The 20,893-nt window shown below is 47.6% G+C and carries 30 protein-coding genes and 2 pseudogenes; 12 read left to right on the top strand and 20 right to left on the bottom strand.

The genetic code is table 11. The features are described from left to right. Positions 1–20 precede the first annotated feature (20 nt). From EVJ20_RS03455 to EVJ20_RS03400, 12 genes and pseudogenes are all read right to left on the bottom strand, one after another. On the bottom strand, positions 21–1,001 hold the full coding sequence (locus EVJ20_RS03455; RefSeq protein ID WP_131489755.1) for a Gfo/Idh/MocA family protein: 981 nt from the start codon (positions 999–1,001) through the stop codon (positions 21–23). A gap of 19 nt (positions 1,002–1,020) precedes the next feature. Next, the gene (locus EVJ20_RS03450) at positions 1,021–1,497 is read right to left on the bottom strand and encodes a GNAT family N-acetyltransferase (protein WP_131507076.1); all 477 of its coding nucleotides are present in this window, start codon (positions 1,495–1,497) and stop codon (positions 1,021–1,023) included. Between the two features lie 2 nt (positions 1,498–1,499). After that, a complete protein-coding gene (locus EVJ20_RS03445; protein ID WP_131489757.1) occupies positions 1,500–1,982 on the bottom strand; it encodes an SRPBCC family protein in 483 nt (160 codons plus the stop codon). A gap of 12 nt (positions 1,983–1,994) precedes the next feature. Then, a complete protein-coding gene (locus tag EVJ20_RS03440) occupies positions 1,995–2,789 on the bottom strand; it encodes a hypothetical protein (protein ID WP_131507074.1) in 795 nt (264 codons plus the stop codon). Positions 2,790–2,967: 178 nt separating this feature from the next. Further along, a complete protein-coding gene (locus tag EVJ20_RS03435) occupies positions 2,968–3,213 on the bottom strand; it encodes a GNAT family N-acetyltransferase (protein ID WP_328591029.1) in 246 nt (81 codons plus the stop codon). 39 nt (positions 3,214–3,252) lie between these two features. Then, positions 3,253–3,477, bottom strand: coding sequence for a hypothetical protein (locus tag EVJ20_RS03430; protein ID WP_131507070.1), 225 nt, complete (start codon positions 3,475–3,477; stop codon positions 3,253–3,255). Positions 3,478–3,652: 175 nt separating this feature from the next. Then, a complete protein-coding gene (locus EVJ20_RS03425; RefSeq protein ID WP_131507067.1) occupies positions 3,653–4,261 on the bottom strand; it encodes a hypothetical protein in 609 nt (202 codons plus the stop codon). 14 nt (positions 4,262–4,275) lie between these two features. After that, positions 4,276–4,428, bottom strand: a pseudogene (locus EVJ20_RS03420) (DUF2199 domain-containing protein); the annotation flags it as partial. Positions 4,429–4,583: 155 nt separating this feature from the next. After that, on the bottom strand, positions 4,584–5,105 hold the full coding sequence (locus tag EVJ20_RS03415; RefSeq protein WP_131507063.1) for a DUF2750 domain-containing protein: 522 nt from the start codon (positions 5,103–5,105) through the stop codon (positions 4,584–4,586). Between the two features lie 245 nt (positions 5,106–5,350). Next, positions 5,351–5,599 (bottom strand): hypothetical protein, encoded by a 249-nt coding sequence (locus EVJ20_RS03410; RefSeq protein WP_131489761.1) that lies wholly within the window; start codon positions 5,597–5,599, stop codon positions 5,351–5,353. A gap of 48 nt (positions 5,600–5,647) precedes the next feature. After that, positions 5,648–6,424 (bottom strand): hypothetical protein, encoded by a 777-nt coding sequence (locus EVJ20_RS03405; RefSeq protein WP_131489762.1) that lies wholly within the window; start codon positions 6,422–6,424, stop codon positions 5,648–5,650. A gap of 396 nt (positions 6,425–6,820) precedes the next feature. Next, the gene (locus EVJ20_RS03400) at positions 6,821–7,123 is read right to left on the bottom strand and encodes a hypothetical protein (RefSeq protein ID WP_131489763.1); all 303 of its coding nucleotides are present in this window, start codon (positions 7,121–7,123) and stop codon (positions 6,821–6,823) included. 125 nt (positions 7,124–7,248) lie between these two features. On the opposite strand from EVJ20_RS03400, the gene EVJ20_RS03395 reads away from it, so the two are divergent. Beyond that, positions 7,249–7,566, top strand: a complete 318-nt coding sequence (locus tag EVJ20_RS03395; protein ID WP_131507061.1) for a hypothetical protein — start codon at positions 7,249–7,251, stop codon at positions 7,564–7,566. On the opposite strand, the gene EVJ20_RS03390 is transcribed toward EVJ20_RS03395, so the two are convergent. Both EVJ20_RS03390 and EVJ20_RS03385 read right to left on the bottom strand, forming a co-directional pair. Continuing rightward, positions 7,553–7,918 carry a hypothetical protein gene (locus EVJ20_RS03390; protein ID WP_131507059.1) on the bottom strand — a complete coding sequence of 122 codons (366 nt, stop codon included), beginning with the start codon at positions 7,916–7,918 and terminating at the stop codon, positions 7,553–7,555. The two genes, EVJ20_RS03395 and EVJ20_RS03390, sit on opposite strands and share 14 nt — an antisense overlap. Before the next feature lie 498 nt (positions 7,919–8,416). Further along, a complete protein-coding gene (locus EVJ20_RS03385) occupies positions 8,417–8,719 on the bottom strand; it encodes a hypothetical protein (RefSeq protein WP_131489766.1) in 303 nt (100 codons plus the stop codon). A gap of 174 nt (positions 8,720–8,893) precedes the next feature. Here EVJ20_RS03385 and EVJ20_RS03380 point away from each other — a divergent pair, with 174 nt between their 5' ends. The 5 genes from EVJ20_RS03380 to EVJ20_RS03360 all read left to right on the top strand — a co-directional run bounded on the left by EVJ20_RS03380 (position 8,894) and on the right by EVJ20_RS03360 (position 12,377). Then, complete coding sequence (locus EVJ20_RS03380; protein ID WP_131505029.1) at positions 8,894–9,349, top strand: helix-turn-helix transcriptional regulator; 456 nt, start codon at positions 8,894–8,896, stop codon at positions 9,347–9,349. A 13-nt stretch (positions 9,350–9,362) separates the two neighbouring features. Continuing rightward, the gene (locus EVJ20_RS03375) at positions 9,363–9,809 is read left to right on the top strand and encodes a hypothetical protein (RefSeq protein WP_131489768.1); all 447 of its coding nucleotides are present in this window, start codon (positions 9,363–9,365) and stop codon (positions 9,807–9,809) included. A 285-nt stretch (positions 9,810–10,094) separates the two neighbouring features. Then, on the top strand, positions 10,095–10,511 hold the full coding sequence (locus EVJ20_RS03370; protein WP_131507057.1) for a group-specific protein: 417 nt from the start codon (positions 10,095–10,097) through the stop codon (positions 10,509–10,511). Next, positions 10,508–11,038 carry a hypothetical protein gene (locus tag EVJ20_RS03365; protein WP_071397482.1) on the top strand — a complete coding sequence of 177 codons (531 nt, stop codon included), beginning with the start codon at positions 10,508–10,510 and terminating at the stop codon, positions 11,036–11,038. The genes EVJ20_RS03370 and EVJ20_RS03365 overlap by 4 nt, the downstream gene beginning before the upstream one ends. A 115-nt stretch (positions 11,039–11,153) precedes the next feature. Beyond that, complete coding sequence (locus tag EVJ20_RS03360) at positions 11,154–12,377, top strand: MFS transporter (protein WP_131489771.1); 1,224 nt, start codon at positions 11,154–11,156, stop codon at positions 12,375–12,377. A 127-nt stretch (positions 12,378–12,504) separates the two neighbouring features. On the opposite strand, the gene EVJ20_RS03355 is transcribed toward EVJ20_RS03360, so the two are convergent. After that, positions 12,505–13,422 (bottom strand): alpha/beta fold hydrolase, encoded by a 918-nt coding sequence (locus EVJ20_RS03355; RefSeq protein WP_131507055.1) that lies wholly within the window; start codon positions 13,420–13,422, stop codon positions 12,505–12,507. Positions 13,423–13,425: 3 nt separating this feature from the next. Beyond that, a pseudogene (locus EVJ20_RS03350) lies at positions 13,426–13,770 on the bottom strand (NUDIX hydrolase); the annotation flags it as partial. A 221-nt stretch (positions 13,771–13,991) separates the two neighbouring features. On the opposite strand from EVJ20_RS03350, the gene pyrH reads away from it, so the two are divergent. Together pyrH and EVJ20_RS03340 are read left to right on the top strand one after the other, a co-directional pair. After that, on the top strand, positions 13,992–14,729 hold the full coding sequence (pyrH, locus tag EVJ20_RS03345) for a UMP kinase (protein ID WP_131507051.1): 738 nt from the start codon (positions 13,992–13,994) through the stop codon (positions 14,727–14,729). 220 nt (positions 14,730–14,949) lie between these two features. Beyond that, positions 14,950–15,795, top strand: coding sequence for a GGDEF domain-containing protein (locus tag EVJ20_RS03340; protein ID WP_071397477.1), 846 nt, complete (start codon positions 14,950–14,952; stop codon positions 15,793–15,795). Between the two features lie 188 nt (positions 15,796–15,983). Here the strand turns inward: EVJ20_RS03340 and EVJ20_RS03335 are convergent, their stop codons facing one another. Continuing rightward, positions 15,984–16,499 (bottom strand): short-chain dehydrogenase, encoded by a 516-nt coding sequence (locus tag EVJ20_RS03335; RefSeq protein WP_131507049.1) that lies wholly within the window; start codon positions 16,497–16,499, stop codon positions 15,984–15,986. A gap of 180 nt (positions 16,500–16,679) precedes the next feature. On the opposite strand from EVJ20_RS03335, the gene EVJ20_RS03330 reads away from it, so the two are divergent. The 4 genes from EVJ20_RS03330 (at position 16,680) to EVJ20_RS03315 (ending at position 18,546) form a co-directional block, all read left to right on the top strand. Then, on the top strand, positions 16,680–17,048 hold the full coding sequence (locus tag EVJ20_RS03330) for a GNAT family N-acetyltransferase (protein ID WP_131489776.1): 369 nt from the start codon (positions 16,680–16,682) through the stop codon (positions 17,046–17,048). 130 nt (positions 17,049–17,178) lie between these two features. Then, positions 17,179–17,595 carry an NAD(+)--rifampin ADP-ribosyltransferase gene (arr, locus tag EVJ20_RS03325; RefSeq protein ID WP_131507047.1) on the top strand — a complete coding sequence of 139 codons (417 nt, stop codon included), beginning with the start codon at positions 17,179–17,181 and terminating at the stop codon, positions 17,593–17,595. Positions 17,596–17,597: 2 nt separating this feature from the next. Further along, a complete protein-coding gene (locus EVJ20_RS03320; protein WP_131489778.1) occupies positions 17,598–18,041 on the top strand; it encodes a hypothetical protein in 444 nt (147 codons plus the stop codon). A gap of 85 nt (positions 18,042–18,126) precedes the next feature. After that, a complete protein-coding gene (locus EVJ20_RS03315; protein ID WP_131489779.1) occupies positions 18,127–18,546 on the top strand; it encodes a DUF7674 family protein in 420 nt (139 codons plus the stop codon). An 85-nt stretch (positions 18,547–18,631) separates the two neighbouring features. Here EVJ20_RS03315 and EVJ20_RS03310 read toward each other — a convergent pair whose 3' ends face one another. Genes EVJ20_RS03310 through EVJ20_RS03300 form a run of 3 tightly spaced genes read right to left on the bottom strand, consistent with a single transcriptional unit; the run spans position 18,632 to position 20,846 of the window. Next, positions 18,632–18,868 carry a hypothetical protein gene (locus EVJ20_RS03310; protein ID WP_236633766.1) on the bottom strand — a complete coding sequence of 79 codons (237 nt, stop codon included), beginning with the start codon at positions 18,866–18,868 and terminating at the stop codon, positions 18,632–18,634. 59 nt (positions 18,869–18,927) lie between these two features. Then, positions 18,928–19,986, bottom strand: a complete 1,059-nt coding sequence (locus tag EVJ20_RS03305; RefSeq protein ID WP_131465076.1) for an ABC transporter permease — start codon at positions 19,984–19,986, stop codon at positions 18,928–18,930. After that, the gene (locus tag EVJ20_RS03300) at positions 19,986–20,846 is read right to left on the bottom strand and encodes an ABC transporter permease subunit (protein ID WP_201739238.1); all 861 of its coding nucleotides are present in this window, start codon (positions 20,844–20,846) and stop codon (positions 19,986–19,988) included. The genes EVJ20_RS03305 and EVJ20_RS03300 overlap by 1 nt, the downstream gene beginning before the upstream one ends. Between the last annotated feature and the right edge of the window lie 47 nt (positions 20,847–20,893).

Here is a 20,893-nt window from a genome sequence, read left to right as displayed (position 1 = left end):
CGCGCGCTCGAGGCTTGTTTTTATACATCTGCCGGATAACGGACGTCGATGCGGCGCCGGATATCGGTCATGACGTCAGCAAGCAACTGCATGTCGTCAAATGAGTGGATCTCGGTCTCCCTCTCGCCTGCTAGAATCATAAGCACGAACGCTTCAATCTCGTACTTCATGTGTGTCGTCTGTTCCGTGGCGAGTTCCTCGGTCGTCCCGTCGCGCCCGACGAACGTCAAGCGGTCGAGTGAGGCGATATCGTCGATGACGATACGCCCCGCTTCCCCGATGATTTCGGACGGTGCGTCCGTGCCGTGAATCTTCGAATGAAGCACGATGATGTCCATGCCGTCATACGACAAGATGGCCGAACCACTCCCGTCGACGCCCGACTCGAGTTTGACGGCGTTCGCTTGCACGGCGTCCGGTCGACCGAACAGTTTCAAGGCGGGACCGAGGCAATAGACGCCGAGGTCCATGAGCGAACCATTAGAGAAAGCGGGATTGAACGTATTCGGGTTGTCCCCGCGCTTATACAAGTCGTAGCGCGACGAATATTGCGACTTGTTCAAGATGACGCGCCGGACGGGACCGACGCGAGGCAGCGTTTGACGCAATATTCGGAAGTTCGGCATGAACATGTTGCGGAGCGCCTCAAGGAGGACGACGTCGTGCTCGCGCGCCGTCTCGAGCATCAGCTTGACCTCGTCGACGTTCGAGGCGAACGGTTTCTCGCAGAGGACGTGTTTGCCATGTCGCATGAACAAGATGCCCTGCTCGGCATGGAGCGAGTTCGGGCTTGCGATATAGACTGCGTCGATGACGTCGCTCGTCGCCATATCGTCAAGCGATGTGAACGTATGGACGATCCCATACTCTTTTGCGAAATCGGTCGCCCGCTCCGCTGTCCGTGAATAGACGGCCGCAACGGTCGCACCTTCGACTTCGTGGACGGCTTCTAAAAATGAATGGGTGATAAAGTTCGTGCCGATGATACCGAATCGAATCATAAGGATGTACCTCGTTTCTTTAGTTGGTGATGGCTTTGCGTAGGATGATCTCGTCATGGAGCGGGATGCCGTGCTCGCCGATCATTGGAATCGACGGTTTTTGTAGGCGGGCCGCATCAACCGCACCAGGGATGATGCCTGCGAGGCGCCAACCCCGCTTTTGATAAAAAGCGATCGCTCGTAAGTTATCGTTCGTCGTGATGAGCGACATACGCTTGATTCGATGAAGTCGGGCCAAGCGCTCCACTTCATCGAGTAGTGACGACCCGATGCCGCGGTTTTCTCGTAAGCTATCGAGCGAGATGATTTCAAGTTCCTCTTCTCTAATGACATACGTGATCAGCCCGATGATTGTCGCTTCTTCCATCGCGACGAAACCGTCGAGCGTAGCGCAGTCATACGTCCCGGTCGAGATGACCATTTGAGGTGATCCCCACTCAGCGATAAAGACGTCACGCACCGGCTCACGTAGCGACGGAATAATAGGTCGAATCATTGTCACTCCGCCCCCTGAACGGAAGGCTGCTTCGGTGCGCTCGCTTCCGTATAGATCCGAAATTGTTTGAACTGATCGTCGTAAATGAGCCGAATCGCCCAAGCAAAGCCTTTCACGTACAAGGAGTACAGCCATGATGATGGGATGAGTGTGAGGCGAATTATTACGTCCGTCCCATTCGGTGTCTCGGTCAGCACATAAGTAGACGTCGATATTCCCTGATTCGTCATCGCTAGCACTTCACACTCATAAGGGCGATTCACATACGTCAATTCGGATTCGACCCGAATCTCTTTCTTCTCGAACTGTTGGACCGAGATGAACCGTTTCCCCGTCACGAGCGATGCGTCCCCATCCTCATAAATGTTTTCAATCAAATGGTCGTTCCATTTGACGATATGTTCATCTTCTGCGAGGCAGGAGAAAACATGGTCGATTGGTGCGTCAATTGTCATGTGGTATGTAGCTACTTCAAGTTGTTTCACCTCAAATCCCCCTTAAGAAATCCCTTTCGGATAACGGATATACTGTCGTTGCCCCTCGATGATTGCTTTATTTTTATTAATTAAGTGGTCATAATTCAACTTAACCATTTGGTCAAAATCATTGGCTTCGAGCACGTTTAAAGCGTCCATGTTCTTCTGCATATTTTCTTTGCCGACCGCAATCCTTTTGATGAATTTCTTTTCTTCTCGAGACAGGCTTGACCACTCTTGTGTGTTTTCAAGAAACGCCGCGAACGCTTGAATGGCTTCACCCTGGCTCGTTAAAATCTTCAACGTTTGATGTTGATAGATGTCTGCTAGCACGGCGAATTCTTTAATCTTAGTCAAATCCGTGTCCGTAATGTGTTTTCGGATCAATACGTCATCGTTATAGTACGCCGTATAGTCACGAAGCACCTGGTTATACGCTTGTTGAACCTCCCAAAAATCTTCAAATGCGTCTCTCCCCTGCTGAACTTGTGGACTCGCATTAACAACCGGTATGCTTAACGGTTTCGTGTAAAAAGTAATCGGAATGTTTAAGCGTTCCGTCGCCATCTGAGATAGGTTGCCGCTTAAATCGGCAAAATAAGACAGGTTTGGCTGCGCAATCAGTACTTCGTCTACTTTCTCATCCCCGATTGTAAAGTAGGCGCATGCCACCGATTGATTGTTTCGCGTAAAGCCTGCCATGTAGTATGGCGTTCCGTTTACCATCCAATAGACTGGATTGACAAAAACGCCTTCGGTCCATTTTTTATGTTTCTTTACCTTTTTCATCAGTAACTTCGTTGTTTGATCCCACATCGTTGAATCTCCCCTTCTTGTCATGTTGATGACTGTTCGACGTCCCCTCGTGTATGTAGCCCCTTTGAGTTGCTCCGGCTCAGTTCTCTTACATCGGTATAGTAGCCCATTTCCTTTTCATAGAAACATATTTTGGACTTCGTTCAAGCCAAACCGTGACGGCAGACCATTGCCTGATTTAGACAAGCTCCTTTTCAAAACAGACATACCGTTCATGCCCTTTCGGTTTCGAATCAAAATGGACGTTTCCGCATTCGACGTAACCGTGCCGCTTATAAAAGTTGCAAGCTGCTTCATTCCCTGTGAAGCTGTCGAGCCGGATACTGGCATAGCCTCGCTCGACAGCCAATCGTTCCGAGAACTCGAGCACGTTTCTTCCGAGACCTTTGCCTTGCCCCTCAGGATGTACCATCAAGGAATGGATGACAAGCGGGTTATCGTGACGCCAGTCGATTTCTCTCCATTACGGCGACTGCCATTCATCGATTACGACGACTCCGAGCAACTGCTCACCGTCTTTCATGATATAGACAGAGCCTTCTTTGATACAATCCTCGAAATAGGCGCGGTTCGGGTACGTGTCGTCCCATTGGAAAATCTGTCTGTGGAGCAAATCGTCTTTACAGGCGAGATACAGTTGTTCGATTGCATTCACATCTGATGGTTTGGCTAAAGAGATTGTGGTCATTCCAATGCTCCATTCTTAAAAGTGACTATTTTTTATTGATCATCCGCTCATATTTTTTATACTCGTCATGGGACATGCTTAGACCGAGCAGCTCAGCGATGGTGTCTTGTCGCCACGTGGTGGGATTGAAATATTGTAATCCCGTATTGAACCAGCGCCCCTTTTGATCGAATCCCTATGTATCCTTCACTCGGTCAAGTCCTTGCTGGATGAGCATCTTTCCTTCTGCAGAATTAAAATAAAGGTGGCGCTTCCCGAGCCATAAGTAAGGTTCTGGTGTCCAAGGACAGCGTTCGATGGCGAGTTGATAATAGTGCTGCTTCAGATGACTGAACTCTTTCGCCAACGCAATGCAAAGCAAGCCACTCACTTCTTCCGGTCCTTGTTCGATGAGCGACTCTGCCAAGGCGACGTCCTCATCCGTGATGACAAAGTCATTCCATCCCGTCCAATATAAGGCGAGCGCATAATAGAACGTATCATTCGGATGATATGTATAGGCGGTGAGAGCGAAGCTGTTCACCCGTGCAAAATCTTCGATTGTATCAATTAACTTATACCCAATGAGCCAGTCCCATCGGCTTTTATCGGTCGGGTCCATCATCACGTGGTCAATCAACAGCTGTTCGATACCCTGGGTCTGTTGAAGGTAATACTCGAGCTGTTTGAACTGTTTTGCCTCAACGTATGCATTGATGCAATCCATCATCGCTTGTTGCTCCGCCGAAAGGACCTCGTTTCCTGAGTACAGCTCAAAAATATTCCCTACCGTGTAATCATTCAAATTGAGCTCTCCTCTCACACGTCGCTTTTCACAATACGCCCTAGTTCTTCAATCCGTTCACGTGTGATGCCTTCCCGCTGCTCGGCGGCGAGCGGATGATCAGTCGGCTCTAATTCGATAAACGGCCGCATCCCGACCTCTCGGATATGGACATTCGTCTTCAAATTGAACGCGGCGCTTCAACTGTTTCTTCGTGTAGCCTTCAATGCTTGCTGGCATGACAGAGTGGGGTTCCGAGTTCCTGGTGGCAGACAGAACATAAACAATTGTCGATATGATCGCGTTTTTGAGAAAGAGGATTTATCATATTCGCTACTTTCTTTTATTTTTGAAAATTATATATATGGTATGTGAAATATAAACACTCTAGAAACTCTAGCATGGTTTCTGAATCATCCTCCAACCCAACCAGTCCGCTCGACCAATCGAGGCCGCACAGCAGTTCATCTTCCGACACGTTCGGCAGCCAGCGTTTAAGAAACAGCTCGACCGGCAACTCAATCACATGATAGTCGGTCCATTCTTCAGTCCGGCAAGCGAGCGCAAACTTTCTGGACGAAAAGAATAACAAGACGTCTGTCGCTTCGACGTGCGATGGTGCGTACGCCCACCCTTCGTCTTGTTTCGCAGATAGACCGAAGACGAGACCGTTTGCCTCGACTCGTTCACAAAACGCCTCAATCACATCACCTTCCATCTGTTTCACTTCGACGAACGCCTCAAACGATGCCGCCACCTCGAGTTCATTCATCTCGTGCCACCAGACATAAATCGTCTCCCGATCGTCTTTTAAAAAACCGAACTCGTCACCAGTTTCATTCGTTGAGAGCGTCACGCAATCCATCCGGGAAGCGTGCCCCAAACTTTTGCTCGACCTGTACAATCGCTTCAACCGTAAACCCTGGAAGATTCGTCTCAAGTCTCATATTATCGCCCTCTTTCTCATATCAATAACATGAGTATACTGAATTTACAAAAAAGAGGGAATTGATTCTGACAAGTTGATTCAATGATCAATACGATTTTGTATGACCAGACGTTCAAAAACGTAAAAAAGAACCTGTACACCAGGTCCATCGAATTGAGTAATTATTTGGATAAATGCAGCAACTTCGTTACTGAGTCGACTACGGACCAAAGGAACACTGTCACTAACGTAACCTCGCATGCGCTGAACCCAAAAATAAAGAACAATGTCCCGACATCTTCGAGCTCATCAAAACCGTACTGCTCCAATTGCCATTCGTGAACGAGATGATGATAGGCAATCAATACAAAAGGGAATGAAAAAACATGCCAATAGAACGTCTTGATTTGCTTCGGTAAATCTAGCTTCATCTGTTACGCTCCCATTTTTCAATCCTATGATGAACTAAAGAATTGTCATTACTCGTCGACCAGCTGAATGCCGCTCACTTCATGGTCACCGATTAAAATGAAGTGGAACCTCTCGCCCTCCCCTAAACCTCTAACTCTTCCCGAAAACTCAGTCACGACGTCAGGGCGTTTCCGCTCGCCGAACGGCCAGCTGTAAAGCAATCCATCCTTCACGAAATAGCCAACTTGTCCTTGAATCGTCAGCGCCGAACTGTCGTGAAGCCTCTTCGGCGTTTTATACTTTTTGAGTCGACCGGTCACATCGATATGAATTAACTCATACCAAATCGACGGACAGAGCCAGACCCCGGTTCGATCCGCTTGCAACAATTCACAGTCGACAATGGTCGGCGGACGTACAAAATCGGACTGATAGCGCTGTAAAACTTCGCCTGTCCGTGAGAAACAGACGAGTGCCTCGGTGGAGATGCCTTCCCCGAACACCCCCTCGTCGACATAGCCAATCCAAATACCAGACTCGTTGACGGCGACCGCTCCGATGGCGTTTCCCGCATGGAACGCATGAAGAAACGTTCCTCGCTCATCGATGACCCAGGCGTTGACGGGAGTCTCCTCCATTGTCACATCGACGAGGAGAAACGTTTCTGAATTAAGGAGACGGATAAAGGGAGAACTCAATTGAACCGGCAGTCTTAGCGTCCGCTCGTTCCAATAGACGACGGGAAATTCCTTGTCGACTAGAATAATCAGTTCGTCACCTAATAAATCGGCATCAAATATGCTAGACCCGTCCGTTTGAAACAATGACTCAACATATACTTCCATCTGATTTCACCTCCTATATTCATATCCGTCTTGTTGCTAAACAGGATGCGCTGAATCGTTTGTTAGTTTGCTCAACGAGTTAGACGGTTTCGATACTGCTCAAACGTCTCACGGAACCGGTCAACCTCTTTCGGTGTCATCGTGACTACCGTTCTATAGCGTATGTCCATGTATAATTTGAATCGATATTCTTCAAGCCGATACGCCGAGCCCACTGCAATACAGTCCCCGTCGGCAGCCATTTCTCCCTCAGCGGCAATGCGTGATTGAAGGTGATGAGGACAGCGCCAGTACTGCTGTCAATCCAAACCGAATCATCCAACACATATCGCCGCCGCCTCTATGTTCTTAGTTCTTATTTCATCACCGGACCCTTAGATTTGGCATAACCATCGTTCATAGAAGATGCATCTTTGCCACCTGACTTGTTGGTCGCAGTTTCAAAATCTCGACCGCTAATTCGTCCGCATCGGCATCCGTCATCAATTTGTCTGGAATCGTATTGAAAAACAGCAAGTATTCCTTTACATCTATACTACTAGCATCAAGCTCAGCAGCGCGTTTCGCGTGTTCGAAGGCCCGTTCATAGACGTGAGGATAGTGACAGAATGGTTGGCTCAATAATAATGAGGCAATCTCTTCCCATTCAGCAGTCTCTTCACTTTGGATCAGGTCGCAAACAAAGTGATAAATCGCCAAATCATCCGCATACCTTCAGCGATACATCCTATACAGAATAACGTTTGATTCAAATTGTTAATCGATTCATCTTGAATTATAATAATTGTAATCCGTATCCATTTTATAGCAAAGGAGATTGTCATTTGTATATCCGAATACTTGGCATCTTATCTTTTGTCGCATGGAATTACATTCTCGGTCGTCAGTACTTTTTTGTAGAAGGTGTCTTAATCGATCAAGACCATTTCATCATTGAGCTGATCGGATTTGAGACCTTTTTATTTTTGCCATTCCTCATGATGATGTCCGTGATCCCACTGTGTAGCGCGATTATTTCAGAATATACGATTCGCTACTTCAAAAAACGAGACAACCCTCGCCTGCTCGTTTCACTCACTGCGCTCTATTCGATTACGACGATTCATTTATGTTGGTACATTTGGTCCTTTATCTCCGGTTAACCGTACCGCGATATAGCAATGAAACGATTTTAGCGCTCTGACCGTCTTTGCTCGAGCTGATCAGCATGGAATTCCAACGACCATCTTGTTTTGGATAGATATGATACCGAAAACAATCACCAAACCTTCCGATGACACCTACTGTATACAGCGTCTCCCAGCGCTGTCGGTACAATTGAAGAGACAAGCGATAGGACGTGGAGAGTGATGTGACAAATTCATGCGGTTTTCTCTGCCATTGCTCGATCCATTCATCCCAGTCCTCTTCATTACAGAAGTATGAACCCTTCTGATCTGGTATATCCATCACGCTCAATAAATTTAGTGCATCAATCATCGGTCCTTCAGTCATCTCGTCCTCCGATTGCCAAAGCGCACGTCCTGTTCAATCAGAAACGTTCTCTCGTGTCACAATGCCCGCCTTCATGTACAAAATTCATTCGATCATCTCTTCTAACGTAGGAGTATTGCGCTTTCCAGGAAGTTCTTCCTTAGACAGCACCCCGCGAATTAAACGTTGCGTCAAGAGCAGTAATCTCTCTGACGTCGTTACCCAGTTCAAAACCGTTTCGAATGGTGTCCGACTCACATCAATCGGATTAAATTCGTCGTCACACGAAATAAGCTCCACATTGGTTAAGTCGACAGCCAGCCAATTCCCTTCCCTATGGTAACCAATCCGGATGTATCTTAAGTTGTTTGCTTGTAAAACACGAAGTTGCGCGGCGTCATCCCTCGTCAACAGCCTGGCTTTTTTCAGACTTCGTCTGTCGTAAACAGATGACGTTCAATTTCCTCGTCACGCAAGGACGATAAGATGACTCGTTTCTCTAACAACCACCCGCCCACCTTACCGTAACCAATCATTGACTGAGGTCGACAATGTCTCCTCTACTTCAAACGTCTCATGGTCGACAATGACGACTTCGTTCGTCTTCAAGTCGACACAGACGAGGTCACCGAGGAAGTCTTCGTACCCGATGATAGGGAGATGGTTTGGCCACGGCTCTTCCTCGTCGAAAACCTCTAATTGAACCTCGTCGAAGCGATCGCGTTCATTTAAAAATGCGAAACGCTTTAGCCCTTCTGCATCCTCAAGTTTAATTTCTATCTCGGAAGTCGGCAACAGCGCCATCACCTGTTCTTTCGTCATACTCATTCCCCTTTCCAACTTCATCTATTTTATAGCAAGGATGATTCCGAATTATATACATAAAATGAGAAATCACATTGACACTGTTCATGCTTAGTGTAAAATTACACTTGTAACTAATTGTAAATAAAACACCTAGAAAAGGGTTAATGCTTTCAAGCAAAGAGGTGCTCGATGAACAAATCGGATTTCATCCAACTCGTATCGAAACAAGTAAAAACGGTTCGTCTGGAACGACAATATTCTCAAGAAGAGATGGCTGACATCTTAGGCTTATCCAAAAAGACGCTCATTCAAATCGAAAAAGAGCGGACCATCGCCAACTGGAGCACGGTCGTCACATTGTGCGCCCTGTTTAATGACAGCGAGATTCTTTTGAGCGAAATCGGGGACGACCCAGTCGAGTTCGTCAGACTGATCGCCAAAGACGTCTCGTACGAACCGAAGTCAAAGACACTCGGTGGTCGTGTATGGTGGAAGCAAACCGCAACAGAAGGAGATTATGTGTTGCAACAAAACCTGATCAGCGGGCATTACCGGATTTTAGATCGTCAAAACGTCCGCTGGCACAGCTCGTTCGACGTAGAAGAAGCCACACTCGTGTTGGCCAAACTAGCGCAAGACGTATGAAAGGAGTCAGATCGTGAAAACTAATAAAAGATGCATCGTGACGTTGTCAGTCGTTTATGTCATCGCGTTGATAGTGAACATTATCCCGTCGGCCACCTTCCCCGACGCAACGATTCGTCCCCTGCATGCCGCAGCCTCGGTCGCGCTCCTGTTCTGTCTACTAGGAACTTGTTTATTACGAAACCAGGTTGCCAAGCTATATATCACGGCACTCCTGTTCGCGAGTGTCACCGTTTTTACATTGAACAGCTTCGAGACATATATGCGTGACATCCTTCTTTTGGACGCTTTGTTTTCAATCCAATATCCGCTCTACATTCTATTCGTGTCTCCGTTGTTCGGCCTCAACTTCTTTTTGAACGTCGGAGCGGAATACGTCTCATTGATCACTTTCTTCATCGCGATTCTGTTACTCATCATCCACGAGGTCGCAATCACGGCTTCACGCGAACGGCTATGACAAGAGCGCAACTCATCGGATCTTCAAGCCTGCTGATTGCCATTCCCTACTTTCTACTCGCTCCGAACTGGACGCATGCTGAATTCGTCTGGATAGGCGGTACAGTCATCTTGCTCATCATTTCGGCCATCGGTTTAAGCTTTCACATATACCACAGTCGAAAGTGGACGCGACGACAAGGCATTACTTTCGGGATCGGCTTGCTTACAGCCTATGCTCTCGCGTTTCTATTTCTATTATGGCGAGTCGTCGCATACAACATGAACACGATTTAGGAGGCTACTTATGAAGTTTTACATCGGGTCCGGTTTTTATAACATCAATCACGTCCGGCAATTGCGGGACCATTTCATCGCACAAGGCCACACCCATACATACGATTGGACCATGAATGAACGAGCAGCGACAATCGAGGACTTGCGAGACATCGGCGCCAAAGAATACGAAGCGATTCGTACATCTGATTTTGTCGTCATCTTGCTACCGGCGGGCAAGAGCAGCCACGTCGAACTCGGGATCGCCCTCGGCGCGGACGTATCACTGTTCATCCATGACGCAGCAAATCGTTTCGATGACTTCGAGACGACGAGCACGTTTTATCATCTCCCCCACGTCATCAAGTTGACGGGACCGCTCGAGGACATTCCTTCATGTATCGCCGCCCATTACGTAACGTCATATGTAAAGCAGGATAGTTTATGATGTTCCCGATTTATTTAGTCACAGGGTTTGTCATTTTGGTTCTGGTCGCAACTGCTACCACCATTTATATCAAAGTGTACAAACGACGTCGAACTGACGCTGTACAATCAAATTCAGGCCAAGGTGCCGCCATCGCACCGCCTGATAAACTTGCGATTGTCTTATTCATCGTCACTATAGTCGTGAGTGTCTTGATTAGTTATGTTGCAGGATACACCGACGCCTACAAAGCGTATGAACAAGATGTCTGGGTCCTTTCACCGTCTGACATTGAAACATTTTATGCTGAGGTACGAGAAGTTGAAGACGATGCCATTGAAGTGCAAAAGATGTCGTTCGATGACGCAACTGATCAAGGCACGATTCGATATGAAATTGTGAAAGAGCACGTAAGCATCTATCGACAGGATAAAATCATCCAACTCTCTGACTTGTCTGAAGAGGATTTAATCTCAGTCATCCTGATGAAAGATCGATCGGGGATGACGAGCGTATTTAAAATCGAATTACTCAACAACCAAAATTAATGCAACGCATTCAAAAGTATACAAACCATTAAAAAGAAAATATTTGATTTTTCTAGCATGACAATCATTTTTGTGACATACTGTTCAAAATCTTATTTGAACGGGGACGATCTGTATGCACACTTGGAAACATCCGCTACTCTTACTGACCGGCGTCGGCATCTCGAATTTGGGCGCTTGGGTGTATTTCATCGCCCTCAATTTGATCGTCCTCGACATGACGCAGTCACCGTTCGCCGTGTCTGTGTTATACATCCTCGTCCCGCTCGCGGCCCTTTGCGCGAACTTTTGGTCAGGTACGGTCATTGACCGTGCCGACACGCGCCGCTTGATGATTTTGCTCGACACACTCCGCGCAGCAGTCGTGTTCAGCCTCGCCTTCATCGACTCGCTCGCAATCATCTACGTGCTCGTCTTCGCGTTGAACGTTGCGAGTTCAATCTTTGAATCGGCTTCACTCGTCTATATGACGAAGCTCGTGTCGAGCGGCGACCGCCAACGGTTCAACGCTTTGAAAAACTTCGTCCAGTCGGCAGGCTTCATTTTAGGACCGGCCATCGCCGGAATCCTGTTCATGATCGGCACACCGACGCTCGCCATTCAGTTGAATGCAGCAGCGCTCCTCGTTTCTGTCGGTATCTTGTCCCTCCTGCCGACATTATTCACCCCGAAAGATGAAGTCGGAGTGTTCAGTCTTCGCATGATTATCGAGGACTGGAAAGCAGTCGTCCGTTTTGCGTCGACGCGGCGTTACGTCACGCTCGTCTACAGTCTGTTCTGCGTCATGACGATTTTTATGTCTGGACTCGACTCGCTCGAGGCGTCGTTCGCGACGCAAATGCTCGACTTCTCGGAGAGTCGTTATGGCTTTCTCGTCAGTGTCGCCGGAGCCGGGATTATCGCCGGCTCCATTATCAATGCGACGTTCAGTGCTCGGATGACGTTACCGTTCTTAATCAGTTTCGGTGCCATCATGACACCCGTCGGCTATCTCGTCTTCGCCTTCTCCGAATCGTTCGTGCTCGCAGCTGTTGGATTCTTCTTGCTCACGTTTGCCCTGTCGTTCGCGAACACCGGTTTCTTGACGTTTTATCAAAACAACGTCCCGACCGACCTGATGGGCCGTTTCTCCGGAGTGATCAATGTAGCGGAATCGATCTTGATTATCGGGTTGACGTTCGGCATCGGTCTACTCGCTGAATATGTCGGGATTCGTTCGACGTATATCACCTTCTCGCTCGCTTTCTTACTCGTCGGCTTCATCACCATTCGCGTTGTCCGGGAACGGTCTAAACGTGCGCTGTATGTAATGAACACAGATGAAAAAAAAGTATCGTGAGATTTTATGAAACGGGTTTGCAAGAATCGTACTTCGTTTACATTTAGAATAGAAAAACCGGGTGATCGATAGTTGTTTCTCGATCACCCGGTTTTTATTTGAATCTCAAATTATACTGAATAAGTCCTTATTCAAACTGTCTACTCGGTTTCAAACGAGACAAGCATTCCTCCACGACCGAAATGATGACGTCAGGACGATCTAAATGAACGGCATGCGATGACCGTTCCGCAATCACTAACTTGCTAGTTGTCGAGAGCATGGTTTGTTCGCAGATGAGTTGATGCCACGTTGCTTCCACGAGCGTTAACTCTGATTCAGGCAGACCGTCCGCCTTCCCTCTGTCTACCTCGAAGTCAGCGTCGCGCCCAATCACGTTAAGAGGTGTAGTTGACAGGTTACCTAATCGTTTGATCAGACGGGCATCGTCATACCAACTCTCGACTTCGGCCAGCATCGCTTTGTACAAGTTTGGTCGACAGACAAATCCCTTTAATTCGGCTTGGACGTCCACTGGCAACTTTGATTGGTTCGGTGCTAGCGTTGGCTGTATCAATTCGGTCAATTCGGTTTCGGTTCGTTCCGCATAATCCTGGCATTGTTTCAGCCAATCTTCGTCTGAAGATAAATCGTTCATGACAGGTAAATCTAACGTGTCGAGTCTGTCCAGGTCATGTGATGTGGAATCGATGAGAATAAGTGCAGCCACATCATTTGGATAACGTTTTGCGAAATGCTGCGCACACAATCCACCATATGAATGTCCCAATAAAACGAAGGGCTCAGTAATTTGTAAGACGTCCAAAAGTTCCCTTAGTTCTCGTACGGTTGCTTCCGTGTTACGTTTGCCTTCGCTCGGCTCACTTCTTCCGATTCCTGGTCGATGATATAGAATCACTCGGTTCGCCTTACTCAATTTTTCCGAGACCTCGTGCCATTCGTCAAATGTGCACCCCATCCCAGTTAAGATGACAATCGGAAACCCGTGCTCACCTTTTGTCATCATTTCAAGTTTCTTCCCTAACACGTTTACGAATCGCTTCATCAGTCACCTCGCTTTTAACTTATAGATTTCAAGTTTATTTTGAAATCGCTCATACGTATCCAAAATGATTTGAACATCTTCTTGGTAGAGATGACTGATTATATGCATTGAATCAATCGACACCCACTGCACAGCTGAAATATCTTGATCAATCTGGCTCGGCGCCAACGTATCTGTAAGTGCCACAAGATAATAGTGAGTTTGAATTCGATAGCCGTCACTTTCTTTTTCATTCACAAATATATTCTTTACCGTGTCTACCGAATAGCCCGTTTCTTCTTTCACCTCTCGGATACAGTATTCGTCGAGTGTTTCCCCTGTCTCCAAGCCGCCGGAAGGAACGCTCCATCCCAACACGTCTTTATTTCTCACGAGCAACACTTTTTGATGATCAAAACAAATCGTCGCAGCCCCGATTCACGTTTTTATCTGTTCCCTCCTCCAAAATCATATTCACCTCTCAGTACCCTTACATCAAACTTTACAGCATTTATTAGCGAAAATTATTGCTAAATAATTGAAAACACTATATAATTTTGAAGATTTGGATTCTGAAAGGGAGTGCTTAGATGAATAACTATCAAAATGTTTTGATCAAGTTAAGCGGAGCCGCAATCGCGGGCGAGGATAACTCGAATTTCGATCAACATAAGCTAGACCAGATTGCGGTCGAAGTCCTGTCGTTGGTCGACCTGGGCATCAACGTCTCGCTCATGATTGGTGGCGGCAACATCTTTCGTGGTAACCAGGCGGACGTATGGGGCATCGACCGTGTTGAGGCAGACAATATCGGTACACTCGGGACCGTCATCAACAGTTTGATGTTGCGAGGCGTCTTAAAAAGTAAGACAAATCGTGAAGTTCGCGTGATGACGGCCATGCCGATTCCGAGTATGGCCGAACCGTATATTCGTCTGAAGGCACTCAACCATCTACAGAAAGGTTACGTTCTCATTTTTGCAGGTGGGAACGGACAGCCGTTCGTGTCGACCGATTATCCGGCCGTGCAACGCGCAATCGAGATGAATTGTGACGCCATCTTCGTCGCCAAGAATGGGATCTCCGGAGTCTACAACCAAGACCCGAATCAAACGAACGAGGCAAAACAATATGCGTCGCTGCACTACAACGATGTGTGGCGCCATGACTTGAAAGTGATGGATCAATCGGCGCTCTTACTTGCTCGAGACAATCAACTCCCGGTGCACGTCTTCGATTTTAAAGAGACGGACGCGATGAAGCGAATCTGCTTGGGTGAGAAGATTGGTACGCTAATCCACGACGGACTCACCGTCTTCGTGGAATAAACGACAAAACATCCGAGGACAAGCTTTGCGTCACCGGGTGTTTAAGCAGGTTTTCCCTAAACGTCTCAATCAAGTCTAAAAACTGCCGAATAACACACTCGCTCCATTTCGAAATATCGTCTGTCTGCTTCTGTTGTTCACTCAAAAACGAACTGTATAGTCTATACTTGATACTTCATGTAAAATTGGGGACAACACGAACGCAGAAAGAGGAATGATCATGAATCAATGGACTCAAGAATCAATTAAACTATTCGGGCTCATCTCTTGCCTCATCATCGGCACCATCCTATACGTGTCTCTACTCTTGATGAGTGACGTCGGAGTCATCGGATTAGTCATCTTACCAATCATCGTCATTGCCTCTCTCGCCTTTGGGATGCGGGCAGGATTGACGTTTTCTGTCGCCTTGCTGGCATTCTTGTTTGTCTACTTCTTATGGTTCGCTCCTATCTATCAAGAAGGAGAAGTTCAGTTTTTCAACTGGAAAGGGCTTAGCTATACAGCTCTCCTCCTCACCATGTCTATCTTGTCCGGCCTCATTCATCAACTCGTGAAGAAGGTCCAGTTGTCACGACATGAGCTAGAAGAACGGGCCCGGCAACTGATCGCCGTCGATCCCGAGACGTGGCTCGACAACGCCGAACGGTTTCGGATGGACGTCAACTCAGAACGAGACCGTCTCATCCGCCACGGTGGATCCTTCGCGGTCTCGTTTATCCAGCTGCACGAGTTCACGCATTTCGAGGAACGTTATGGACGGACCGAATATGAATGGTTCATGAATTACTTCAGTGATGAGCTCCACATGGCGACAAGACGAACCGATCAAAAATACCGGGTCGCACACGATACGTTCGCCATCATTTTCCCGTATACGTCACCTGCGGCGGCACAAGTCGTCCATGACCGTATCCGTCCGCTGCTTGAACAATATGAACTGCAGAGCGGCGAACACGTTGGATTGACGTATGAGGATACATTTTATGAAGTGAGCCGAGAGAATTGCAATGCGGTCGTTGAGCAAATCCTCTCTAAAGCATCAGCAACTAGCCTAGACGTATAAGACTATAAGACCTTGAATGATCATCACTGGGTACAAGTGGTCATTCAAGGTTTTTTATATGTAATCGCACGTTCTATTCATTTGAGGTGAATGAATTGCTGTAGATGTTGTTCAAGCTTCGGTTGACCAATAAGAATTTCCATATTGCCACATCCCTAGCTGTATCAAATGACGAATAACTCGTTTTGTTAGTCTACAACTCCTACAATGTGACACAACTTGTTCTCCTGAATCGCCATGATCACGCCACCGGCAATCTCCTCGTGCGTCAACCAACGTCTTGCGCCATGCTCGGTAATGTGACCGAGCTGCACTTGGTGGTAGCGGAGTTTGTCCGGTAGCACCAAACGGCTCTTCACGTCCTCAAGATGGGCTCGACTTCCGAGGACGTGGAACAGCTGTGCATCATGTCTAACTTCTCTCAAGACACATGGCAAGGCGTCAGGCGCGTCCGAATGAATCCAGGCGACGACGAGGTCGATCGCCCCTCGTTCGGCAATCGCTTGTCGCACCGAATCTGCCATTTGGACGCTGTCATGGTAATCCACATATATGGCCGACAAGCGTTCAGGGCGGCGAGGAATCAATTGCCCCATCTTCGCCTCATCCCTGCCGATCACCGACACGTGGTACCCAACGTCAGCTAACCAAAGGACCGTCTCTCTTAGCATCCCACTGCCGCCAATAACCAACGCATGCTTCATTGTTTCCCTTCCTCTCGATTCATTTCGTTTTCCACGTTCGAACAGGAATAGTGGATTATAAAAGCGAACTGAACGATAGCACTCACCTCAAGTCAAGGAGGACTGATTCCAATTCAATCTACCATCTATTCGATCAAACCGATCGAGACGCCGTTCGCACTCGACCAAGCGTTCGCTGTCATGAACCAGCTCCGGCCCGACCTGACCCTCGCGTCGTATCGAGACCTCGTCGCCAAAATGCGGCCACAAGGGTATGAGTTGCATGCATTATATGCTGACGACGACATCGTGTCATTAGCCGGCATCGAGGTACGCGTCAACCTGTATCTCGGGAAGCACGTCTACATATATGACCTCGTCACGAGTGCCGCGCATCGTTCAAACGGATACGGCGAGATGTTGCTTCATTTCGTTCACGAGTACGCTCATGATTGTGGCGCGACATGTGTCGCGCTCGAGTCTGGGCTCGCCCGGACCGATGCGCACCGCTTTTATACGGACAAGATGGGCTACGCCATCACCAGCTATTCGTTCCGGAAACAATTGTAGATATGGAAAAGGGAAGAGCGATCCGCTCTTCCTAGCCTCATTGTATCGTGATTCCGTAACCAAAAACAGACTACCTTCTCCTAATTTCAACCACTATACTTTGGATACATGACAAAAGGAGAGATGCCTCATGACGAATGAATCAAAACCGCCCGATCCGGGCCCGTTCTTCCACGGGACAAAAGCCGAACTGAAGCTTGGGGAGGTACTTGAGCCCCGACGCGATTCGAACTATCAAGACAAACAGTCGAACTATATCTATTTCACGGCGACGCTCGATGCCGCCAAATGGGGAGCCGAGCTGGCGAGCGGAGATGCCCGTGAGCGCATTTATCTCGTCGAACCGACCGGTGACTTCGAGAACGACCCGAACCTGACCGACAAGCGCTTTTCAGGAAACCCGACACGGTCGTACCGCTCGAGCGCCCCGCTCAAAGTCGTCGCCGAACTCGGTGCTTGGGAGCGACATCCTGACGAAGTGATCGCGCATATGCTCGTCTCGCTTGAGAAACTGCGGCAAGCTGGAGAAGATGTGATTGACGATTGAACATGTGGGAAAATCCTTTAAAGAAACCACACACGAAACGCCAACGCCTTGCAATCGCTTGTCTCGTACTCGGGCTGCTGTACGCGACGACGTATATCCCGCAGCGGGTCATCACGACGTCCCCGTCGGATGTGTCCCGTATCCATGTGTTTGACGGTCAGAGCGGCTATGAGGTCTCACTAAGCGAGCGGCGTGACATCGACTCCATCATGCGTAATCTGAATGACATCACGTTTCAAAAAGGAAAACCTAGCTTCGGCTATATGGGGTACTCGTACCGTGTCACATTATACGATGAGGACGGGGACGAGCTCGATGAATTCATCATCAATAGCGAGACGACGCTCAGGTACCACGGTTTCTTTCACACGGCAAAGTCAGGAAACATAGACTATGACACACTCGATAAATGGATGGCACAATTTAAAACGCATTATGATGAGTAAACAATCATTGTGACAATCACCTGTGAGGGTGATGACGCATCGACAATGTCTGTTTTAATTGTGTCTTAAAAAGGAGGGTGTGAAAATGAAAGAAGAAGTGTCTAAAGGCGAAGTCATGGAACTGTTTCTCCAAGCATGTCCTTCTTATAAAAAACGATGGGATTCGTATATTCAGGACAATTACGAGACTGGAGATGAACAATTACTATATATCGATTTTGCTGATTTCGCTACGCACGTCGTTGACTTGTACAAACGAAATGAGTTGAATGAGTTATCAGCTGTGTTTGATGTAATTGAATTGCTGCATACAACTGGCGATGCTTACGTTAAGGAAGCTGTGACAATTGGGTTATTAGAAGATTTACAAAATAAATTATTATACAGTGGAAGAGATACGAGTGTTTTTCATCCCTATTTGCACCGAGAATCACTCAAATGGTGGAATCATTTAAATGATTTTTGGGATGGCAAAACAAAATCTGTTGGTGGTCCCGAAAGATAAATCTTTTCTAGCGGAAGACCGTTTTTGAATTCGATCGTTTCTACTCTTTAATCAAATACAATACTTCATTGTGAATCGTATATCCTCACCGTTCACAACCTATATAGAAGTGGGAGTGGCTGTATACACTGACAACTCCTGAAACAACCATTTTGAAAAGATAGTTATTCACAAGACCTTCAATCACGTGTCCCTTTATTTTTTCTAATAGCGTTGTTTCTGGAATCCAATCAATCACATAGCCAATCCCTAACATGGCAGGAAGGCTCATTAGTATGTACACTGAGATAAAAATGAGCGTAAGCGATTTCGTGCTCATCATCTTCAACCTCCCTATGTTTTCTTACGATAATCAGACATTAATTAAGAAAGCGGATGGCATCAGTACTTGATGTCATCCGCTTTCTTTTGATTCATCTGTTGAAACGAGGCATTCGCATGAACGAGCGTGAACGGATCCGCAAGCGTTGCTGCTGCCGCCTCGGCTTGAGACGTCGTGTCATCGGTGACGACTGATTTTTGACGTCGTAATCGGAATGCCCGCTCGAGTCGACTCGTCAACAAGTTACTGAGAAAGACGAGCATGGACAGCCCGAGGGCTGGAACGAGGAACATATGGTTCGTCATCCAAGTCATTGCCGTGAACTGCGTGAAATAGAAACCGAACATCGACGACCATTCAAACAGTGTCGGTCTGACCCCTTCAAACAGGAAGACGGTTCCCCCGAAAAAGACACCGAATAAGGATAGATGAATGAGCAACATCAGTGTTTGCACGAATTGCTGCATGAAGACAATGACCAACGTCGGGACGAGGTGCGGCCACAGGTGCCGCCTCGTCCGATGCCAGACGCTGCCTCCTAACGTCTCAGCGACGATCATAAACTCTTGTTTGAGCAACTGCCGGACTTCTGTTATCAGATAAAGCGTGACGGCAGGCAAACCGAGCAACACGAACACCGTCAACTGTAGGGTTACGCGGTCTAATAACGGCGGCACCATCGTCGAGTCCGCGAAGAAAAAGGACGGGAATAACATCATCATGGCCAACAACGAGATAGGCAGAATCAAGAATCCATCTAACACCATTTTGAAGATTCGGTTCAAGCGTGCCCCGCGAAATGCGAGTGGGATCCCGACCAATAGGCCGAGCGCCATCCGTACGAGTGCGACGGTCGCACAAATGCCGACCGTCCATTTAAAGCCTTCAATCATCATCTGGAACAAGTCGTTCCCGGCCCGGTCGGTTCCGAGCCATTGATCTTTCGACGGTTCGAGTGGCGGGATGCCAATCAATCGACCTTCGTCGGAGTAACGGTTCAGGAATTGATCGACTTGGCCATCGCGGAATACGGTATTGCCGATACTGAGTAACAGCAAGCTGGCAAAAATCACGAACCCTATGATGAAAATCGGGTCACGCAGTAGCGTACGACGCATCAAATACCTCCTTTCCAGGCGTTCGGGATGAGCCATTCCGCCAGTAAATCCAATATAAAGATCGGGATATAGACGACCAACAAAATGACAAGTAGGATCGGCATGACAGGATTATAGACGACGAAACGGAAAATCCCTTGAACGTTAAATAAATATTCGATGATTAAAAGACTTGATAATACCGTAATTAGGTTCGAGCGGAAAAAGAGATAGAAGCGATACACCAAATTCGGGAGCAAGTGTCTCCAGAACAGGGCGGCCGGTCGGACGCCTTTGGCCCGCGCTAGCTCGAGAAACAGCGTCGCTTCCTCCTCAAGGATGTGTTTCGTCAACCATTTGAGAAAGAAGAACAGGATGGTGAGCGTCAACGTCACAATCGGCAAAAAGCGTATGTATTCGGCAAACCCGCCTGCGACTTCAATCCGATCAAACCCCGTCTTCTTGTAAATCGTGATGGCGAGGTATTGCGAGAAGATGAGCCAAAATAAATCCGGGATCATCTCGAGCGTCTGGCTCGATTGTTGGAGCACCGTGCGCACGCGCTTCCCGCTTCGATAAAAGAAATAAGCGTACAGAAGAGCGAACCCGACCGAAACGACAAGCGACGTCATAAAGATGATGACCGTCTCTTTCATGAGCGGACCGAGTGCAGGCAATAACGGTAATTCTCGTTGCGCGGTTACGTTGAAGTATGTAATCTCATCAAGTTTCGCCAACTGACTAAATTGTTGTTGCAGCCCGTTCCAGTAATTCGATGGCACGAACTCGAGCTGCACGACGAGTGACGGCAAAGCACTGATCGCAATCAACACAAACAGTGTGATGAAAAACTGAGCCGATTTTCGAGCAAGCAAATTCATCCGATTCTCTCCTTTCAAAAAAAGTACAATCTCATAACCGTTTCGAT

This window comes from Exiguobacterium sp. SH0S1 (assembly GCF_004337165.1).
In the GTDB taxonomy this organism is placed as follows: Bacteria; Bacillota; Bacilli; order Exiguobacteriales; family Exiguobacteriaceae; genus Exiguobacterium; species Exiguobacterium aurantiacum_A.
This window is presented reverse-complemented; position numbering and strand designations above follow the sequence as displayed.

Coding starts and splice junctions, on each gene's coding strand:
- EVJ20_RS03455 (WP_131489755.1), bottom strand. CDS start 1,001: ATGATTCGATTCGGTATCATCGGCACGAACTTTATCACCCATTCATTT.
- EVJ20_RS03450 (WP_131507076.1), bottom strand. CDS start 1,497: ATGATTCGACCTATTATTCCGTCGCTACGTGAGCCGGTGCGTGACGTC.
- EVJ20_RS03440 (WP_131507074.1), bottom strand. CDS start 2,789: ATGTGGGATCAAACAACGAAGTTACTGATGAAAAAGGTAAAGAAACAT.
- EVJ20_RS03430 (WP_131507070.1), bottom strand. CDS start 3,477: ATGACCACAATCTCTTTAGCCAAACCATCAGATGTGAATGCAATCGAA.
- EVJ20_RS03415 (WP_131507063.1), bottom strand. CDS start 5,105: ATGGATTGCGTGACGCTCTCAACGAATGAAACTGGTGACGAGTTCGGT.
- EVJ20_RS03410 (WP_131489761.1), bottom strand. CDS start 5,599: ATGAAGCTAGATTTACCGAAGCAAATCAAGACGTTCTATTGGCATGTT.
- EVJ20_RS03405 (WP_131489762.1), bottom strand. CDS start 6,424: ATGGAAGTATATGTTGAGTCATTGTTTCAAACGGACGGGTCTAGCATA.
- EVJ20_RS03390 (WP_131507059.1), bottom strand. CDS start 7,918: ATGACTGAAGGACCGATGATTGATGCACTAAATTTATTGAGCGTGATG.
- EVJ20_RS03385 (WP_131489766.1), bottom strand. CDS start 8,719: ATGACGAAAGAACAGGTGATGGCGCTGTTGCCGACTTCCGAGATAGAA.
- EVJ20_RS03380 (WP_131505029.1), top strand. CDS start 8,894: ATGAACAAATCGGATTTCATCCAACTCGTATCGAAACAAGTAAAAACG.
- EVJ20_RS03370 (WP_131507057.1), top strand. CDS start 10,095: ATGAAGTTTTACATCGGGTCCGGTTTTTATAACATCAATCACGTCCGG.
- EVJ20_RS03365 (WP_071397482.1), top strand. CDS start 10,508: ATGATGTTCCCGATTTATTTAGTCACAGGGTTTGTCATTTTGGTTCTG.
- EVJ20_RS03360 (WP_131489771.1), top strand. CDS start 11,154: ATGCACACTTGGAAACATCCGCTACTCTTACTGACCGGCGTCGGCATC.
- EVJ20_RS03355 (WP_131507055.1), bottom strand. CDS start 13,422: ATGAAGCGATTCGTAAACGTGTTAGGGAAGAAACTTGAAATGATGACA.
- pyrH (WP_131507051.1), top strand. CDS start 13,992: ATGAATAACTATCAAAATGTTTTGATCAAGTTAAGCGGAGCCGCAATC.
- EVJ20_RS03340 (WP_071397477.1), top strand. CDS start 14,950: ATGAATCAATGGACTCAAGAATCAATTAAACTATTCGGGCTCATCTCT.
- EVJ20_RS03335 (WP_131507049.1), bottom strand. CDS start 16,499: ATGAAGCATGCGTTGGTTATTGGCGGCAGTGGGATGCTAAGAGAGACG.
- EVJ20_RS03330 (WP_131489776.1), top strand. CDS start 16,680: ATGAACCAGCTCCGGCCCGACCTGACCCTCGCGTCGTATCGAGACCTC.
- arr (WP_131507047.1), top strand. CDS start 17,179: ATGACGAATGAATCAAAACCGCCCGATCCGGGCCCGTTCTTCCACGGG.
- EVJ20_RS03320 (WP_131489778.1), top strand. CDS start 17,598: ATGTGGGAAAATCCTTTAAAGAAACCACACACGAAACGCCAACGCCTT.
- EVJ20_RS03315 (WP_131489779.1), top strand. CDS start 18,127: ATGAAAGAAGAAGTGTCTAAAGGCGAAGTCATGGAACTGTTTCTCCAA.
- EVJ20_RS03310 (WP_236633766.1), bottom strand. CDS start 18,868: ATGATGAGCACGAAATCGCTTACGCTCATTTTTATCTCAGTGTACATA.
- EVJ20_RS03305 (WP_131465076.1), bottom strand. CDS start 19,986: ATGCGTCGTACGCTACTGCGTGACCCGATTTTCATCATAGGGTTCGTG.
- EVJ20_RS03300 (WP_201739238.1), bottom strand. CDS start 20,846: ATGAATTTGCTTGCTCGAAAATCGGCTCAGTTTTTCATCACACTGTTT.